At 47.3% G+C, this 17,240-nt stretch carries 18 protein-coding genes; 2 read left to right on the top strand and 16 right to left on the bottom strand.

Features of this window, described 5'->3' with window-relative positions:
* Positions 1-196 precede the first annotated feature (196 nt).
* From ACN6MW_RS31050 to ACN6MW_RS31065, 4 genes are read right to left on the bottom strand one after another with little or no spacing between them, the layout of a single operon-like run.
* On the bottom strand, positions 197-868 hold the full coding sequence (locus ACN6MW_RS31050) for a response regulator (RefSeq protein ID WP_419873570.1): 672 nt from the start codon (positions 866-868) through the stop codon (positions 197-199).
* A complete protein-coding gene (locus ACN6MW_RS31055; protein WP_419873571.1) occupies positions 865-1,476 on the bottom strand; it encodes a DUF3298 and DUF4163 domain-containing protein in 612 nt (203 codons plus the stop codon). The genes ACN6MW_RS31050 and ACN6MW_RS31055 overlap by 4 nt, the downstream gene beginning before the upstream one ends.
* A gap of 15 nt (positions 1,477-1,491) precedes the next feature.
* The gene (locus ACN6MW_RS31060; protein WP_419873572.1) at positions 1,492-2,004 is read right to left on the bottom strand and encodes a GNAT family N-acetyltransferase; all 513 of its coding nucleotides are present in this window, start codon (positions 2,002-2,004) and stop codon (positions 1,492-1,494) included.
* On the bottom strand, positions 2,001-2,726 hold the full coding sequence (locus ACN6MW_RS31065) for a phosphonate ABC transporter ATP-binding protein (protein WP_419873573.1): 726 nt from the start codon (positions 2,724-2,726) through the stop codon (positions 2,001-2,003). The genes ACN6MW_RS31060 and ACN6MW_RS31065 overlap by 4 nt, the downstream gene beginning before the upstream one ends.
* 159 nt (positions 2,727-2,885) lie before the next feature.
* Here ACN6MW_RS31065 and ACN6MW_RS31070 point away from each other — a divergent pair, with 159 nt between their 5' ends.
* Entirely contained in the window at positions 2,886-3,110 is a 225-nt protein-coding gene (locus ACN6MW_RS31070) for a hypothetical protein (RefSeq protein ID WP_364148475.1), read from the top strand.
* 60 nt (positions 3,111-3,170) lie between these two features.
* Here ACN6MW_RS31070 and ACN6MW_RS31075 read toward each other — a convergent pair whose 3' ends face one another.
* Positions 3,171-3,308: a hypothetical protein gene (locus ACN6MW_RS31075; RefSeq protein WP_419873574.1), complete on the bottom strand. Its 138-nt coding sequence runs from the start codon at positions 3,306-3,308 to the stop codon at positions 3,171-3,173.
* Positions 3,309-3,453: 145 nt separating this feature from the next.
* Between ACN6MW_RS31075 and ACN6MW_RS31080 the strand changes: the two genes are divergently transcribed.
* Entirely contained in the window at positions 3,454-4,188 is a 735-nt protein-coding gene (locus ACN6MW_RS31080; protein ID WP_419873575.1) for an HAD family hydrolase, read from the top strand.
* A 146-nt stretch (positions 4,189-4,334) separates the two neighbouring features.
* Here ACN6MW_RS31080 and ACN6MW_RS31085 read toward each other — a convergent pair whose 3' ends face one another.
* The 11 genes from ACN6MW_RS31085 to pdhA form a co-directional block, all read right to left on the bottom strand.
* Positions 4,335-6,590, bottom strand: coding sequence for a DNA topoisomerase 3 (locus tag ACN6MW_RS31085; RefSeq protein ID WP_419873576.1), 2,256 nt, complete (start codon positions 6,588-6,590; stop codon positions 4,335-4,337).
* Between the two features lie 240 nt (positions 6,591-6,830).
* Complete coding sequence (locus ACN6MW_RS31090; protein ID WP_419873577.1) at positions 6,831-7,979, bottom strand: hypothetical protein; 1,149 nt, start codon at positions 7,977-7,979, stop codon at positions 6,831-6,833.
* Between the two features lie 50 nt (positions 7,980-8,029).
* A complete protein-coding gene (locus ACN6MW_RS31095; protein ID WP_419873578.1) occupies positions 8,030-8,350 on the bottom strand; it encodes a hypothetical protein in 321 nt (106 codons plus the stop codon).
* A 135-nt stretch (positions 8,351-8,485) separates the two neighbouring features.
* Positions 8,486-9,973, bottom strand: coding sequence for a glutamate synthase subunit beta (locus tag ACN6MW_RS31100; protein ID WP_419873579.1), 1,488 nt, complete (start codon positions 9,971-9,973; stop codon positions 8,486-8,488).
* A gap of 248 nt (positions 9,974-10,221) precedes the next feature.
* Positions 10,222-10,710 carry a dihydrofolate reductase gene (locus ACN6MW_RS31105; RefSeq protein ID WP_419873580.1) on the bottom strand — a complete coding sequence of 163 codons (489 nt, stop codon included), beginning with the start codon at positions 10,708-10,710 and terminating at the stop codon, positions 10,222-10,224.
* 39 nt (positions 10,711-10,749) lie between these two features.
* On the bottom strand, positions 10,750-11,709 hold the full coding sequence (locus tag ACN6MW_RS31110) for a thymidylate synthase (protein ID WP_419873581.1): 960 nt from the start codon (positions 11,707-11,709) through the stop codon (positions 10,750-10,752).
* 59 nt (positions 11,710-11,768) lie between these two features.
* Entirely contained in the window at positions 11,769-12,254 is a 486-nt protein-coding gene (locus ACN6MW_RS31115; protein WP_419873582.1) for an acyl-CoA thioesterase, read from the bottom strand.
* Positions 12,255-12,366: 112 nt separating this feature from the next.
* Entirely contained in the window at positions 12,367-13,782 is a 1,416-nt protein-coding gene (gene lpdA, locus ACN6MW_RS31120) for a dihydrolipoyl dehydrogenase (protein ID WP_364148496.1), read from the bottom strand.
* Between the two features lie 3 nt (positions 13,783-13,785).
* Positions 13,786-15,114: a dihydrolipoamide acetyltransferase family protein gene (locus ACN6MW_RS31125; RefSeq protein ID WP_419873583.1), complete on the bottom strand. Its 1,329-nt coding sequence runs from the start codon at positions 15,112-15,114 to the stop codon at positions 13,786-13,788.
* A gap of 15 nt (positions 15,115-15,129) precedes the next feature.
* On the bottom strand, positions 15,130-16,107 hold the full coding sequence (locus ACN6MW_RS31130) for an alpha-ketoacid dehydrogenase subunit beta (RefSeq protein ID WP_419873584.1): 978 nt from the start codon (positions 16,105-16,107) through the stop codon (positions 15,130-15,132).
* 20 nt (positions 16,108-16,127) lie between these two features.
* Positions 16,128-17,195, bottom strand: coding sequence for a pyruvate dehydrogenase (acetyl-transferring) E1 component subunit alpha (pdhA, locus tag ACN6MW_RS31135; protein WP_364148504.1), 1,068 nt, complete (start codon positions 17,193-17,195; stop codon positions 16,128-16,130).
* Between the last annotated feature and the right edge of the window lie 45 nt (positions 17,196-17,240).

A 17,240-nucleotide genomic window follows, 5' to 3' on the forward strand; every position in this document is an offset into this window, starting at 1 on the left:
TATTGCGTTTCCCCGGGAAATGTTTTTGCAATTGTCCGAATATTTCCTACAATGACCATTTTTATTTCCCGTACTTTTTCCAGGGTTTTTGACATGAAGAAATCCCTCTCCTCCCCCGCTGAGCTGCTGATCAAGCAGAGAAAATAAAAAACCTCCCATCTTTTAAGATGCGAGGCAATTTCTATCCGTTCGTTTTTTAACCAGTAATTTTTAACTGGCGCTCGTCAATCGTTCTCGCTATTTCCTCTTGCAGCTCCAAAATATCAAAGGGCTTCGTGAAGCAATTGCTAATGCCAAGCTCAATGGCTTCATTCATTTTTTCAGGCGAGGCATACGCGGTGAGCAGAACGACCGGTACATCAACCGAGATTGACCTTATCTCCCGTAATATTTCAATGCCATCCATATCCGGCATTTTCAAATCAAGCAAGATGCAATCCAAATCGCGGCTTTTGCATATTTCTAATGCGTCAAAGCCGTTATCCGCCTCGAACACTGCCATTCCCCGCGCAATAAAAACTTCGGATAACATCATCCGAATAGCATACTGGTCATCCACGACCAACAGGTTGCGTTTCTTGTCGCCCTCTGATTGCTGCTCATTTTCACGGGAACCATTCAATTCTGCTCTCACTCGGGCCGGGATAGCATGAATAGACCGTGAACTAAACGTAACCGAAGACTGAAGAGCCGGGATTTTCTTCATACGGCTTTGTTTCTTATCAATAATACGCTGTTGATAGAAGACAAACGAAACGGCGGCAATCAATGCAGCTGCAATAAGTATAAAAAAGTAAGTCAAATCGTCGTCTCCTTGATAGCTTGCGGCTGTTACGCGGCTTAGCAAAATAGGCTTATCTTGTTTCAATCATTAACGAGCATCGCTCCGAGAGGACCGTCCTCATTAATGATATCCTGAAGCTCATAGACCGATATCGGAAAGTATAGAAAACCAAAGACATAGGCTGCCAGCTCATAAAGCTGAAAATAAATAACGAGCGAGCGGTCCGCCACATAATAGTCTTGATCTGGACGGATAGCTTTAAAAGGCTCCAGCGTATCGATATTTCTCGCCTTGATTTGAGCGTCTACAATCACGCTAATGCGTTCCACATAGTCCGCTCCCGGTTTAAAGAGCTGAGCGAGCGTATACGTTTGGCCGGTCGACTGTTTAAAGGTAAGCGATTCCTGCAGGGTCAACCCGTGAGCGCCGCCCGTAAAAGCGTAATTAAACAATGACAGGCTGAGGTAGTCTTTCTGGTTATTCTTCTGTTCGAAATAACCCAGCATCTGTGCCCTTGGATCATCCAGGGAGCCTTGATTATGAACCAATTGCTGAACCGCATGATGAATCGTGTCGTTTATTTTTTTATCTGCGGCTTCGCTTTTCCCTCCGCTTATGTAAGGCAAGGACAGCTCTGCCTTAGGAAATTCGGTCTTGGCAGTTTGTACAACAACCGGTGCTTGAAATGGCATGTTGAAGACACCTTCCTATTCGGTAAGATGCTCCATTGTATGCAGCGAACGGCTCATCTCATACCAAGTTATTCCTCCGTGCTTCGAGGCCGAAATGCCTCGAAGCACGAATTGTTCGGCTTCATAGAACGGAATGAGATGCTCCTCGCACATTAAGATAACGTTTTCGATGCCGGAAGCTTTGCATTGTTGCACCAGCTTTTGCAGCAGCAAGGATCCGATACCCTTCCCTCGGTGCTGCCCGTCAACCGCAACCGTAAGGATACAAAAGTTTATGCCGTTAAAAATATCGGTTTGATTCCCCTTCATTTCGTCCCCGCATTCGGATTGGGATGTTCGAATGCCGTTTATGATGCCCACTAGCTGATTATCTCCCCAGGCTGACCAAAAAAAGGGGCGATAATGGGCGTATCGAAATTGAAAGCCAGCCAAGGTTGCTGCCGCTTCAGGCGGATAACAGCGCAGCTCGAGCGCGATGGCGTCCTCCAGCTCGTGTTCGGAAATGGTGCGCAGCTCGATCTCGTTCACAGCAGAGCCTTCTCGCGTTCCGTGAGTCTTCTTCCGCTGACGTCAAGCACGAGCTTGCCGTTCTTCAAACCGAGTATGCGGTCCGCGAATCGCTCCGCCCAATCTCCTTGGTGCATGACGGCAATAACGATTACGCCCTGCTCTTTGCACAGCGCTTTCAAATCGTTCAAAACTAGATCTGCCGTATGCGGATCGAGGCCGGACACAGGCTCGTCCGCCGCGATGACCTTCGCGCCATGCACAAGAGCTCTTGCGATGGCCATACGCTGCCGCTCGCCGCCGCTTAAGGTACTGGCCTTCTGGTGGGCTTTCTCGAGCAGTCCCCGCTTCTCGATCAAGTCCATTGCGCCCATATAATCATCGCTTCTCACCATGCCTGTCCATCTGCGCCATGCCGGTGTTTGCGAGACGGAACCGATTATCACATTTTTGAGACCCGTCTTATTCGGAAACAGAAAAGGCTTCTCTTCCACATAAGCGACTTCTTTCTTCACTTTAAGCTTACCGGATATCCCCTGCTTGAAAACATCAAGGCCATTAAATTGATAGGAGCCCTCGCTCCACTTTTCCTGCAAAGCAAGACAACGGAGAAGGGTTGACTTCCCGCTTCCGCTATCTCCTTTAATCGCAATGAAATCTCCTGGATAAACCTCGAAACTAATATCATCGAGCACCTTCGGCCCGCCGGGAATTTTTTTTGAAAGATTCTTTATTCTGATCATTTTCCGCGCTCCTTCTGTTTGCAGCAACTGCTTCTATGAATCTAGTTTACGTTAAACAAAAAACAGTTTCCATACGAACAAATGTTTGGTATAATAAAAAACAAGAACAAACGTTCTATTGATCATCGAATTCAACATTTTGAAGGAGGCCTGATCACCATGAAAAACATCTGCGAAAATTTCCGTTATGTAGAGAATGAACGTCCCGGACGCGACTTAACCTTTAAGTTCTATGCCGATGGACGGCTTATTATCATTGATAATGTTGCAGAGGAGGTGATCACTCCCAATGATTTGAAGGGCGCATGTAAGGACTTTTACGTCCGCAGGCGCATTGCTTTTATTAAAAATCAATTACGGGCTTCACAGCTTAAATATGCTTAAACTATATTTAAGGAGAGCTTAGAACTTTACGCTCTCCTTTCCGTATAGCGGCCCATTGTTCTAAGGAAGCTGCTTGTTAATACCATTCAAGCTCGACGGACGCTTCGCGAACTTGTCTGTTTTTAACTTACCTGACTGTCCGCGCAAGCCCGCTTGATTTTGACGATTGACGTTTTTATTCATGTTGTTAATGACCAACTCAATCACCTCCAATAGCTATCATGCCTTTTTTCTGGATAAATTATGTAAAAGTTATCCTAGCCTTCTCCCATACATTGACTCCTCCCTCCACTTGCGGTAGATTGATCATACAGTTTCAAGTACTGCAAAGGAGATCGTATCTATGAAGCAGCAAATTATGTTTGACCTCGACGATACCTTAATTCACTGTAACAAATATTTTTATTTGGTCATTGACCAGTTTATTGACGCGATGACTACTTGGTTCGGCAGCTCACCGCAAGTGTCTGTCCAAGCCATCCGAGACAAGCAAATGGAGATCGATATTGCGGGTGTTGCTGTATTTGGCTTTAAGAGCGAGCATTTCCCGCAATCCTTTGTCGACACCTACATTCATTTCTCTCATCTAACCGGCCGCAAGCGTTCAACCAATGAGGAAAACTTTTTATGGAAGCTTGGTCTCAGCGTTTATGAGCATGATACCGAGCCCTATCCCAACATGGAACAAACGCTTTTCTCACTCGCCGAAGCCGGACACGAGCTTCATCTGTATACGGGTGGCGAGCTGCCAATACAGCGCAGAAAGATCGAGAAAATGAATTTGGAGCGTTATTTTGAGTCGCGAATTTATATCCGCCGGTTAAAGAATAGTGACGCGTTAGAGAATATTCTCTCCACAGGCGTATTTAACCGCAGCAGCACCTGGATGATCGGCAACTCCATACGAACGGATGTCGTTCCTGCTTTAACGGCCGGTATCCATGCCATTCATATGCGTGCGGTATCCGAATGGGAGTATAACGTTATTCAAATTGAAGTAGAGCCTAAGGGCGCTTTTTTAACCCTTGATCATTTGAAGGACGTTCCTGACGCGATCCATGGTTACGTGAACCGTTAAACTAAACGCCTATAAACGTAAACGGCTGTCGGCATGGTATGCGCCGAACGCTCGTTTCACAGCGAAATATAACAATAACAAATAGACCCGAATTCATCTCATGAGCACGAGATAAATTCGGGTCTTTACTGTAATCCGCTTATTCATTATTGCTCGATTGCCAGTTCGCCTGTATCTATATTTCTGATTACGATTCTGCCCTCACTAGGCGTGCCGTCTGCTAATTCGAGCTTCAGCTTCGTAGTCTTTCCCTTCTCCACTAAAGCCTTAACCTGTGAATCCGTTAAGCTCCGTCCATAGCTTTCCTTCCAGATCACGAATTTACAGCCTTCCTTGTAATGCGAGCAGCCATAGCCCTTGCGTCCCATAAAAATCGAACCGCCGCAGCCCGGCCGCGGACAGGAGGCGATCATCGTTATGCTTCCTGGAGCTGCTTCAGTCGCTGCTGCGCTTTTTTTTGCTGTTCCCGGAGCCTTTGGTTTCGCAGAACGAGTCCGCGCAGCTGCAGCCTTGCCAGGAGATCCTTTGCTTGCAGCCGATGGTTCGCTTTCAAATGATGTTTTTGCTGCACGGGATTGAATCCGGACCTTGTCTACGATCATGGTCGCGAATTTCTTTACATTTTCCATAAATTGACCGTCTGACGCCGTTCCTCTCGATATTTCATTTAAACGACGCTCCCAAAGACCCGTCATTTCCGGCGAGGTAAGCAAATCGATTCCAGCCCCGCGAATAAGCTCAATGGCTGTTCTGCCTTTTTGCGTGACCTGGATCTTCTTGCCCTGCATTTCCACATAACCGACGTTTTTCAGCCGTTCAATCGTTGCTGCGCGCGTGGCAGGCGTACCTAAGCCCGAATCCTTCATCGCATCGCGTACGTCCTCGTCTTCGATCTGCTTGCCTGCGCTTTCCATCGCCTTCAGCAGCGTTCCTTCCGTGTAATGCTTAGGAGGCTGCGTATCCTTTTCCTTAACAATAGCATCCGAGCATATAATATTTTCTTCCGCCTGAATCGAGAAAGGCTCGTTAACTTCGATTTCTTCCTCTTCAGCATCCTCTTTATCCTTGCTTTTTGCCGTGGATTTTGCCTTCTCTTTCTTCTGATCGGCATAAATTACCTTCCAGCCTAAGCTTAAAAGCTCCTTCACCGTAGTTTTGAATTGTTCGTTTTCTACCTCGGTCAAAACGGTATGCACTTTGTATTCGGCTGGAGGATAAAACTGGGACAGAAATCGCCGAACGATTAAATCATACAACTTCTGCTCATCGGGACTTAAACCGTTTGCCTTGCGGTTTGTCGGCAAAATCGCATGATGGTCCTCGACCTTTGTCGGATTGCAAATAAATTTATTTCCCTTATGCACAAGGCTTCGGTTTGCCCCTTTTACAAGCTCATCGTATACCGTCCCTTGAAGGGCGTTTAACGTTTTGTGCATCTCCGGAATGTTCTGTTCCGTGACATAGTTCGAATTCGTTCTCGGATAGGAAATCACCTTATGTTTCTCATATAGCGCTTGCGCGGTATCCAATGTCTTTTTCGCCGAAAAAGCATACTTGCCGTTTGCTTCCCGCTGTAACAGCGTTAGATCATAAAGCTTGAAGGGATACTCCTTCGTCTCTTTTACCTCGTAGGAAGCAATCCGTCCCTGTTTCCCCTTGACCTTGGCCGCGATCGCTTCAACCTTTGCTTGATCGGTTGCCCGCTCGCCCTGCCACATGCCTTTGTAGGACATCTCCATTTGGGTGAAATGACCTTCCAGCTCAAAAAACTTCAAGGAAGAAAACGCCTCAATCTGCTTCTGGCGGTCGTAAATAAGCGCCAAGACAGGCGTCTGCACGCGGCCAACGGAGAGCAGCACATTATGCTTGGTCGTAAATGCCCGGGATCCATTCATGCCAATCAGCCAATCCGCTTCGCTTCTTGCCGTGGCGGCCCTGGTTAAATTCTCGTATTCCGCTCCCTCTTTCAATTCCTCGAATCCTTTGCGGATCGTCTCTGGCGTTAAATCCGATATCCACAACCGCTTAACCGGCTGGCTAAGCTTCAAATGACGCTGGATCAATGAAAAAATATACTGTCCCTCACGCCCCGCATCGCAGGAATTTACGAGCAGATTGCTCCGTTTAGCAAGATCGCCAATCACTTTAAGCTGATCGATTGTTTTTTTGTTTGGCACAAGCTTGAACTGCGTCGGAATAATGGGAAGATCATTAATATTCCATTTTTTGTAACGGTCATCGTAAGCATCGGGCTCTGCCAGTCCAATTAAATGACCGATTGCCCATGTAATGATATAGTGTTCGCCTTCTATGTAGGAACGGTGATTTTTTGCTTTTGGATCGATTGCGGCAGCAATGTTTCGCCCCATATCGGGTTTCTCCGCAATGATTAATGTCTTCAAAAGATATTCGCTCCTTCGTTAAGCATTTCGCAAGCCGGGACGTTTGGCCAAGCCGCATTCGGCTTCAGCCAGCCCTGCACTGGATTTCCTCTTAAACATTTTACAGACTTCCCGGTCAAAATGGAATCCTTTTCGCCTTATCCGATAATGGAAATCGCTGAAAAAAAATAAAACCCAACGGGACATTTATCCCAATCGGGTTCTTTTAAATGGCTATTTATGGATGATTGCCGCTCGCAATTATTGGACTGGCGGGTTCTCCAGATACTTCATGATCGATGCGAAAATCGACCGAACGCCGTCTGACCATTTCGGATCCTCCGCGTATTTTCGATTGATCCATTTAAAAGGGTCTGTCTCGGCCGGCCTGTCTTTGCTCAAGTTAGAAACGGTTCTTGCCGCGATTTCAGCGGATTGTTTGATATCGGTATTAAACTCCTGCCAGCTATGAAACACGTTAAACGGATTATTCGCGATTTGTTTATGCTGCTTATTCGTTTTAGGCACAAAGCCCTGCTCCTGTCCCGTGATAGCAAATAAAATAACAGGATGGATATCGAAAGCATGTGCGGCAGAGACGATCGCGTCGAAATAAGGCGGTTCGGCCAAAACAGAGGTTTTAGATTCCAAAAATTGCTTTAAACGTTTCTTATCAATGTCATGATAGCGAAGTTCGGATGGAAGCCCGCTTAACGATACGGCTGGCGGCTCAGCAGGCATCAGCGCGGCTGGCGGCTGAAGCTTATAGGGCGATGGCTTGCTTAAGGACCACCCATACAATAAGCTTGCCGCGATGAGGAACAAACAAAGCATGCTGTAAAGATAAGATCGCAAGCTTGTTTTCTCTGAAAACAGGTTTCGCCACTTTTGCTGAGGGAGTGCAATGATCTCTGCTTGTACCGCAGCTGGTGCTGTACTGTCAAGCGCCACGCCCTCGACAATCAATTTTCCTTTTAAAAGCCCCAGAATGCCGTTCTCAGCAGTTTTCGTTGCGGAATCCGATTGTCCCAAGGTCTCGGACAGCTCGTCCATTAAACGCTTCATGAGGGGCTTCTGACAGCTTATATGAAGCAAATTTTCCAACCAGTTATGAATCGGTTCAAATATCGACGAGTCCGTTCGGTCGAGAGCTAAACAAGCCTGGAATATATCATCGGCTTTCACGGGGCCTTGTCTTTCCAATACAACCGTCCTAATCAACATTTCCGTGACGGTACGTTTAATGCTGCCCTCGAAATTCGGCAATTGCTTATGTATGATTCGTTTGACCGCGTCCGCTACGATTTCTGCGCGCTTTTCTTGCGGCATCTCTGCGTATTTATGCTGAACGTAGCTTTTGATGTTCCGAACGTCCGTCGGAGACAGGACATAGGCTTCTTCGGCTGGCATGACGATTCGCTCCTTTGCGTCATCTCAAACCGATTTTACCACATCTTTCCTTAAAAAGGTGAGCCTAGTTTTTGAATCGCTTCTTGTACGGCCGGCTGCATAATAAATGCAGTGATTTGCTCTTTTTCACTTACCGTGAATTGATATTCGCAATCGCAGCCTTCGTCATGCGGAACGATTTGCGCAATCGTTCCGTCAATCGTACAAATGACAAGTGCCGAAAAATCAATCAGATCTTCCGGGACTTCGGTCTCTGGTTCAATCTCAAAACGCAGCGCAATATCGACCCACTGCTCATCCCTTTGTTCAATAATAGGCTGGAAGGAGCGGAACTTAAGCTCTGTTATTCGATCTAATCCATATTTAATCATGGGACAATCCCTCCGTTCAGAAATTATTTTAAGGCATTCAGCATGCGTAAACATTTAAATCTTATACATCAAGAAAAGCGCCCGAAGGCGCTTCTCTTCACTCTTATTAAGCTTTTCTTACTGACTGCCGGCTCTTTATGGAAGCATCGAAGAACCCATCAAATATTTGTCTACTTCGCGAGCTGCTTCGCGGCCCTCGTTGATTGCCCAGACAACCAAACTTTGTCCGCGGCGCATATCGCCTGCGGCAAATACTTTATCGACATTTGTCGTATATTTGCCGTATCTTGCTTTTACGTTTGTACGTTTGTCTTGTGCAAGGCCAAGCTGTTCGATCAGCGTTGTCTCTGGACCTTCGAAGCCTACTGCGATGAATACGAGATCCGCAGGCCATACTTTTTCAGTTCCAGGAATTTCGCTATATATTTTACGTCCAGTCTCATCAACTGTGCGCTCAATTTGAACGGTATGAAGCTCTTTCAGGTTTCCGTTTCCGTCGCCGACAAATTTCTTCGTCAATACGGAGAATGCGCGCGGGTCTTCGCCAAATAGTGCTTTCGCTTCTTCTTGAGCATAATCAAGCGTGTACACATTCGGGAATTGCGGCCAAGGATTGTTCACGCTGTCACGCTCCAACGGAGCTTTGGCATGCGTACCGAATTGCGTAACCGACTTGCAGCCGTGACGCAAAGCAGTCGCAACGCAGTCAGTACCCGTATCGCCGCCGCCAATAACGATAACATCCTTGTCTTTAGCGGAAATATAGTTGCCATCCTCAAGATTGGAATCAAGGTAGCTCTTGATCGTGCCATTAAGATAATCCATCGCCATGTGAACGCCGTTCAAATCACGGCCTTCCATTTGCACGTCGCGCGCTCTTGTAGAACCGCCGCAAAGCACGACGGCGTCAAATTTTTCGACAAGCTCGTTAGCTGTAATATCTTTGCCGATTTCCGTATTGGTTACAAACTCAACGCCTTCTGCGGCCATCAAATCGACGCGGCGCTGAACCACATGCTTCTCTAGCTTCATTGTAGGGATGCCGTATGTGAGCAAGCCGCCGATGCGGTCTGCGCGTTCATATACGGTTACGGTATGGCCTGCTTTGTTAAGCTGAGCAGCCGTTGCCATACCCGCAGGTCCGGAACCTACGACAGCAATACGTTTGCCTGTGCGTACTTTCGGCGGCTGAGGAACAACCCAGCCTTCGTCAAAACCGCGATCAATGATCGCTTGTTCGATGGTTTTAATCGTAACCGCATCGCCAATCAATCCAACCGTACAAGATCCCTCACATGGCGCCGGACAAACGCGGCCTGTGAATTCCGGGAAGTTATTCGTTTTATGCAGACGGTCAAGCGCTTCGCGCCATAACCCGCGATAAATCAAGTTATTCCATTCCGGAATCAAATTGTTCACCGGACAACCTGAAACAGAGCCTGCCAGCTCCATGCCTGTATGGCAATATGGCGTACCACAGTCCATGCAGCGAGCTCCCTGCGTCTTTAGCTGTTCATCCGAAAAATGCTTATGAAACTCTTGCCAATCCTTGATACGCTCCAGCGGGTCGCGATCGGCCGGCAGTTCGCGTTGATATTCCATAAAACCAGTAGGTGTAGACATGATCGCATTTCCTCCATCCATATTTCCCGTTAACCTATGTTTCGATTCTCTTTCAAACTATATCGGGAATCCATCAAATATTCAATAACAAACTTTCTCAAAAACGAATATTTTGTCAAAAGCACTCGTTTACTATTTTACAACATCCTAGCATTCAAGTGCTAAAATCGTTAATGGATTATCCGTACAATCATTTGCACTTTATGACATATCGTTCGTCAAACGTTCGCTTTTAGCTTCTGTATCAGCTAGGATTGGCGAATGAATGTCTGAAACGTAAAGGAATACTTATTCTTTTCATCGCTGTCACGCGATTCGCTTTCCACAAGATTCCATTCCGATTCAGAGAACGCTGGAAAAAACGCATCTCCGCCCTCTATTTCGACATCAACTTCCGTCAGCAGTATCTTATCCGCGTATGGAAGAAACTGTGCGTAAATATCAGCTCCGCCTATGACAACCAGCTCATCGTCCTTCATTTGTTCCAGAGCTTCCTCCATCGAATGAATGACTTCGCAGCCTTCGGGATGAAAATCGTTTTGACGCGTCAAAACGACATTGCGGCGGTCCTTCAGCGGCTTCGGCAGCGATTCAAATGTCTTTCGCCCCATCAACACGGTTTTCCCTAAAGTTGATTTCGTGAAAAACGCCATTTCCGCCGGCAAACGCCAAGGAAGCTTGTTGCCAATGCCAATCGTACGGTTTCGATCCATTGCAGCAATCAATGTAACAGACATGCACATCTGCACCTTTCTATCTTTAAACTTAGCTTTATTTTAAACGGCAACTGGCGCTTTTATGGCTGGATGCGGTTCATAGCCCTCAATACTCAAATCCTCCACCGTAAAATCAAAAATCGACGTTTTATCGGCGTTAATCTTGAGCTTAGGCAGCGCCTTCGGTTCACGGTTAAGCTGAATTTCGATCTGCTCCAAATGATTGGTATAGATATGAGCGTCTCCAAGCGTATGGATAAAATCCCCTGCTTGCAGTCCGCATTCATGAGCAATCATGTGTGTAAGCAGCGCATAGCTCGCAATATTAAAAGGTATACCGAGAAAAATGTCTGCACTGCGCTGATAAAGCTGGCAGGAAAGCTTTCCGTCCGTTACGTAAAACTGAAACATCGTATGGCATGGAGGCAGCGCCATATTGCTCGGTACATCCTCCGGATTCCATGCAGAAACGATCAGTCTTCTTGAATCGGGGTTATTCTTTATCGTCTGAATGACATCCTTCAACTGGTCAATCGTTTCGCCTTGAGTAGTTTTCCACTCCCGCCACTGCTTGCCGTAAACATTGCCGAGCTCCCCGAATTCTTCGGCAAAGGAGTCATCCGTCAATACACGCTGTTTGAAAAGCTCCATTTGCTGATTGTACTCGGCTGCAAATTCGGCATCGGATTGTGCCCGCAAACCAAAGTTCGTCATGTCTGGGCCCGCGTAGGCATCGCTTTCGATCCATCTCTTAAATGCCCATTCATTCCAAATGTTATTATTGTGTTGAAGCAGATAACGAATATTCGTATCGCCTTGAATAAACCAGATAAGCTCACTGGCAATAAGCCGGAAAGGAACCCGTTTGGTCGTAAGCAAAGGAAATCCTTCGCTAAGATCAAACCGCATTTGATAACCGAAGGTAGAGACCGTCCCGGTTCCCGTACGGTCTTCCTTTTTTGTTCCATGCTCTAAAACATATTTTAACAATTGCAAATAAGTTTGCTCGCTTTTACTCATCTGGTTTCAGCACCCCAATCATGTAACAGAAATCGTAAAAATAACAATTTATTATACCATTATCCGCGTTGTCTGTCCTGCTTTCGTTTTTTCCGGAGGGCATATCGCTCAGGAGCTGAAGCATGCAGCTTTTTTTCCTCATCGGTGACCGGAATGACGGTTGGGACGATCGCCGGTTTACCGTTTTCATCTAATCCAACAAACGTAAAAAAGGCGGTAACGGTCGTTTTCCGAAGGCCGCTGAACAAATTTTCCGATATCACAGACACATAGACCTCCATGGAGCTGCGATTCGTCCAAGTAACGAATGCCTCAACCTCAATGACTTCCCCAACCCGGATCGGAGCCAAAAAATCAAGGCTGTCGGTAGAGGCGGTTACGGCCTGCATTCGCGCATGGCGCATAGCTGCGATTGCGGCTACCTTATCCATGTATTCCATAACCTTGCCGCCAAACATCGTCTCATAAGGGTTTGTATCCAGCGGAAATATAAGCTGCGTCATCGTCGTTCTGGATTCGCTTGCCGGCTTCTTCGTTTCTTCCATGTGACCGATCTCCCTTTTTTGATGGATTGGATGCTCTAGAAGCACAAAGAGGCCCCGTCGGCTGGGGAGCCGCGTGACCTCTTTGTGCGCTTAATGACAGCGATGGTTCCAATTATTTAATGAAAGTATGGATCGGGTGACCTAGCGCAACTTCAGCTGCGTCAAGCACGATCTCTCCAAGTGTTGGATGAGCATGGATCGTAAGCGCGATATCTTCAAGGGTTGCACCCATTTCGATTGCCAAAGCAAGCTCAGCGATCATATTGGAAGCTTCAAGACCGATAATTTGCGCGCCGAGCACAAGACCGGAGTCTGCATCGGATACGAGCTTCACAAAACCTTCGTTAGCGTTAAGCGACATGGCGCGTCCATTGATTGCGAACGGGAATTTGCCAACTTTAACGTTGTGGCCTTTGTCTTTCGCTTCTTTCTCGCTGAGGCCAACGCTTGCGCATTCCGGATCAGAGAAGCAAACAGCTGGTACGCATTTATAATCAATCACGCTTGCTTGACCTGAAATGGCTTCAGCAGCTACGCGGCCTTCATACATTGCTTTGTGTGCAAGAGCAGGCCCTGCAATGATGTCGCCAATCGCGTAGATGTGCGGGATGTTCGTACGGCACTGCTCATCGACTTCAACAAGTCCGCGATCGGACAGCTTAACGTTGATAAGGTCAAGACCAAGCTCGCCATCGGTATTTGGACGGCGTCCTACCGTTACAAGCAAGTAATCTGCCGTTACTTTTTCTTCTTTGTCGCCTACTGTATAAGTCACGGTAACGTCTTTATCCGTTTGCTCAGCGCCTTTTGCTTGTGCGCCGGTAATGATATCGACATTTGTGCTTTTCAGTTTCTTCGCGACGATGGAAGACATATCTTTGTCAAATCCAGGCAAGATCGCATCCGAACCTTCGATCACGGTTACTTTAGTGCCGAATTTGGAATACATTTGGCCAAGCTCGATTCCGATGTAGCCGCCGCCGATTACGACAAGGCTCTTCGGAATTTCCGGCAAGGACAATGCGCCGGTCGAAGAAACGATACGGCCGCCGTAAGGGAATGCTTTTAGTTCGATCGGACGTGAACCCGTAGCGATAATGCAGTTTTTGAAACGGTAGCGCGGCGCTTCTTGATCGTTGAAAACACGCGCTTCGTTTTCGTTAATAAACATAACTTCGCCTTGGAAATATTGGACTTTGTTTGCTTTCAAAAGAGAAGCAACGCCGCCTGTCAATTTTTTGACGATACCCGCTTTAAACTCTTGCACTTTCGTGAAATCAACCTTCGCTTCGCCAACTTCGATACCGAAAGCGGAAGCGTGGCTGATTGACTCATATTGATGGGAAGCAGAGATAAGTGCTTTCGATGGAATACAGCCCACATTCAAGCATACGCCGCCTACATATTCTTTATCCACGATAAGTACGTTTTGACCAAGCTGAGCAGCACGGATGGCTGCTACGTAACCGCCTGGGCCCGCACCAATGACTAGAGTGTCAATATCAAGGGAAGCATCACCTACGACCATGTCTTATACCTCCATTATGAACAATTCCGGTTGGCCCAGAAGTGTTTTGATGTAATTCATAAAGTTTTGTGCCGTTGCGCCGTCGATGAGACGGTGGTCAAAGCTGAGTGAAAGTGCCATTACCGGAGCAGCTACGATCTCGCCGTTGCGCACAATAGCTTTCTCCGTAATTCTGCCCGTACCGAGAATAGCAACCTCAGGGAAGTTGATAACCGGTGTGAAGAACATGCCGCCAGCCGAACCAATGTTCGAGATCGAAATCGTGCTGCCCTTCAATTCGTTGGCAGCCAGTTTGCCGTCGCGTCCGCGAGCAGCCAGATCACGAATGGAATCCGCGATTTTGAACAAGTTTTTACGGTCTGCATCTTCGATTACAGGAACGATTAGGCCGTTATCTGTATCGGTTGCGATTCCGATATTGTAATATTTGCGCAATACGATTTCTTGGTTGGCTTCATCAAGCGTCGCGTTCAAGATCGGGAACTCACGGCAAGCTGCCACGAGAGCTTTCACGATGAACGGCAGGTAAGTAAGCTTGGAGCCTTTTTTCTCAGCATAAGGCTTATATTTAGCGCGAAGTGCGACAAGCTCGGTTACGTCTACTTCGTCCATAATGGTTACGTGAGGAGCCGTGTACACCGATTTGGACATCGCATTCGCAATAATTTTACGGATACCTTTGAAAGGTACGCGCTCTTCTGGACGGTAAGCCGTTCCTGAAGCCGTAATCGCTGGTTTTGCTTCGCCAGCATTTTTTGTTGCAACTTCTGCATTGCTTGACGGTTCAGCAGCTGGAGCCGCTGCATCCGCAGTAACAGCTGCAGGAGCGCCGCCAAAGCCGTTCACATCATCGCGGGTAATGCGTCCGTTTTTGCCAGTTCCACCGACTTGAGTCAGGTCTACGCCCTTCTCACGTGCAAACTTGCGAACGCTTGGCGTTGCAAGAACTAGACCGCCAGCTGCTTTAGGAGCCGCTGCCGGAGCCGCCGCAGGCGCTTCCGCCTTAGGAGCTTCAACTGCCGGCACAGCCGCTGCAGGCGCTTCTGCTTTAGGGGCCTCAGCTGCAGGTTCTGCTTGCTCAGGCAATTCGCCTTCCGCTTCGATCAAAGCAACAATCTCGCCAACATGGCAGACTTGACCGTCTTTCACGCGTACTTCAAGCACTTTACCGTTTACCGGGCAAGGTACTTCAACGATCGCTTTATCGTTTTGGACTTCCATAATAATATCATCATCTGTAACCGTATCGCCGACTTTGATGTTCACTTTCACGATCTCGCCTTCGTGCAAGCCTTCGCCGAGCTCTGGGAAACGATATTCGAATTTAGCCACCGCTAGTAACCTCCTTTAAAAGTTCAATACTTTTTGAACCGCTGCAGTGACGCGAGCTACCGAAGGAAGCCACGCATCCTCAACAAGCGCAAACGGATAAACGGTATCCGGTCCAGCTACGCGAAGTACTGGAGCTTCCAAATGAAGAATGGCATGCTCGTTGATTTGAGCGATAATTTCCGCTGCTGCGCCGGAAGTTTTTTGTGCTTCTTGAACAACAATTGCACGGTTCGTCTTTTGAATGGATGCAACGATGGTTTCAATATCAAGCGGTACCAGCGTACGAAGATCGATTACCTCTACGCTCACGCCTGTTTTTTCAAGCTCTTCAGCCGCTTTAACCGAAGTATGGACCATCATTCCGTAGGTAAGGATTGTTACATCAGTACCTTCGCGGACTACATTCGCTTTGCCGATTTCAACGGTATATTCGCCTTCAGGCACGTCCGCTTTAAACGCACGGTAAAGGTTAAGGTGTTCCATGAAAAAGACAGGGTCATTATCGCGGATTGCTGAGATCATCAGCCCTTTTGCATCATAAGGATTTGAAGGAATAACGACTTTAATACCTGGCGTTTGAATAGCCAGACCCTCAAGCGAATCCGTGTGCAGCTCAGCTGCTTTTACGCCGCCGCCGAAAGGCGTACGGAAAACGATTGGTGAATTGTAACGACCGCCTGAACGGTAACGCATGCGCGCTGCTTGAACAAACATTTGGTCAAGTGCTTCATATATAAAACCAACGAATTGGATTTCTGCGATTGGACGGAAACCTTGAAGTCCCATTCCCACTGCCATACCTGCAAGCGCGGATTCGGCAAGCGGCGTGTCGAATACGCGGTCCTCGCCAAACTCTCCTTGCAATCCTTCTGTTACGCGGAATACTCCGCCGACCTTACCTACGTCCTCACCGAAAATGACAACGTTTGAGTCGCGTTTAAGTTCTACGCGCATCGCATCGCGAATTGCTTCCAACATATTCATTTGAGCCATGATCGTCTGATCCTCCTCTACTATTGAAAATCGGCCTTTTGCTCTTCCAGGTGTTTCGGCGTTGTTTCAAACATGCTATCGATCAAGCCTGCAACAGTCATTTTTTCAACTGCTTCGGTTTTTTTAATTTGCTCGTTTACCGTTGCTTTTGCTTCTTCTTTCACACGGTTTGTGTCTTCATCCGACCACAAGCCTTTTTTCTCCAAAAATTTACCGAAGCGAACCAGCGGGTCTTTAAGCGCCCATTCTGCTTCTTCTTCTTTTGTACGGTACTTCGTAGTATCATCCGCCATGGAATGCGGACGGAAACGGTAAGTAAGCATCTCGATCAGTGTTGCGCCTTCGCCATTGCGTCCGCGTTCCGCTGCTTCTTGAACGGCTTTAATAACCGCTAGAACGTCCATGCCGTCTACTTGTACGCCTTTGATGCCGGCAGCAACTGCTTTGTGTGCAATCGACAATGCGCCTGTTTGTTTGGAATAAGGAGTCGTAATTGCATAACCGTTGTTTTGTACGGCATAGATAACTGGAAGCTTATACGCTCCGGCAAAGTTCATGCCTTCGTAGAAATCGCCTTCCGATGAACCGCCATCGCCTGTGTATGTGATAGCTACGCGCTTTTCATTCTTCTTTTTGAATGCCATGGCTACGCCAGTTGCATGCAGAATTTGTGCGCCGATAATAATTTGCGGCATAAGAACATGCACGTCGTCAGGAATACGGCCGCCCTCTTGGTGACCGCGGGAATATAAGAAAGCTTTATACATTGGCAGACCATGCCATACGATCTGAGGCATATCGCGGTAGCCAGGACAAATGAAATCATCTTTATTCAGTGCATATTCACTGCCGATCATTGACGCTTCTTGGCCGGATACCGGTGCGTAGAAACCGAGGCGTCCTTGACGGCCCAAGTTAACTGCGCGCTCATCCCAAGTACGGGTAAATACCATGCGGTACATAACTTCTTTTAGTTGATCATCAGACAATGCCGGCATTAAATCCGGATTAACAACTTCCCCGTCGAGTGACAAGACAGAAAGCGGAGTTACCGGTTCCGTTTGAACTTCGTATGGCAATTTGCTCATTTTGAACGCTCACCTCAATCGAAATATTTGAAAATCGTTTACCTC

The sequence above is a fragment of the Pristimantibacillus sp. PTI5 genome (assembly GCF_048572955.1).
Taxonomy (GTDB): domain Bacteria; phylum Bacillota; class Bacilli; order Paenibacillales; family Paenibacillaceae; genus Pristimantibacillus.

Bases quoted from the DNA above. Each gene is read 5' to 3' on its own strand.
- lpdA (WP_364148496.1), bottom strand. From the start codon at position 13,782: ATGGTCGTAGGTGATGCTTCCCTTGATATTGACACTCTAGTCATTGGT.
- ACN6MW_RS31065 (WP_419873573.1), bottom strand. From the start codon at position 2,726: ATGATCAGAATAAAGAATCTTTCAAAAAAAATTCCCGGCGGGCCGAAG.
- ACN6MW_RS31070 (WP_364148475.1), top strand. From the start codon at position 2,886: ATGAAAAACATCTGCGAAAATTTCCGTTATGTAGAGAATGAACGTCCC.
- ACN6MW_RS31110 (WP_419873581.1), bottom strand. From the start codon at position 11,709: ATGAGTAAAAGCGAGCAAACTTATTTGCAATTGTTAAAATATGTTTTA.
- ACN6MW_RS31100 (WP_419873579.1), bottom strand. From the start codon at position 9,973: ATGTCTACACCTACTGGTTTTATGGAATATCAACGCGAACTGCCGGCC.
- ACN6MW_RS31105 (WP_419873580.1), bottom strand. From the start codon at position 10,710: ATGTCTGTTACATTGATTGCTGCAATGGATCGAAACCGTACGATTGGC.
- ACN6MW_RS31080 (WP_419873575.1), top strand. From the start codon at position 3,454: ATGAAGCAGCAAATTATGTTTGACCTCGACGATACCTTAATTCACTGT.
- ACN6MW_RS31115 (WP_419873582.1), bottom strand. From the start codon at position 12,254: ATGGAAGAAACGAAGAAGCCGGCAAGCGAATCCAGAACGACGATGACG.
- ACN6MW_RS31090 (WP_419873577.1), bottom strand. From the start codon at position 7,979: ATGCCAGCCGAAGAAGCCTATGTCCTGTCTCCGACGGACGTTCGGAAC.
- ACN6MW_RS31095 (WP_419873578.1), bottom strand. From the start codon at position 8,350: ATGATTAAATATGGATTAGATCGAATAACAGAGCTTAAGTTCCGCTCC.
- pdhA (WP_364148504.1), bottom strand. From the start codon at position 17,195: ATGAGCAAATTGCCATACGAAGTTCAAACGGAACCGGTAACTCCGCTT.
- ACN6MW_RS31130 (WP_419873584.1), bottom strand. From the start codon at position 16,107: ATGGCTCAAATGAATATGTTGGAAGCAATTCGCGATGCGATGCGCGTA.
- ACN6MW_RS31055 (WP_419873571.1), bottom strand. From the start codon at position 1,476: ATGCCATTTCAAGCACCGGTTGTTGTACAAACTGCCAAGACCGAATTT.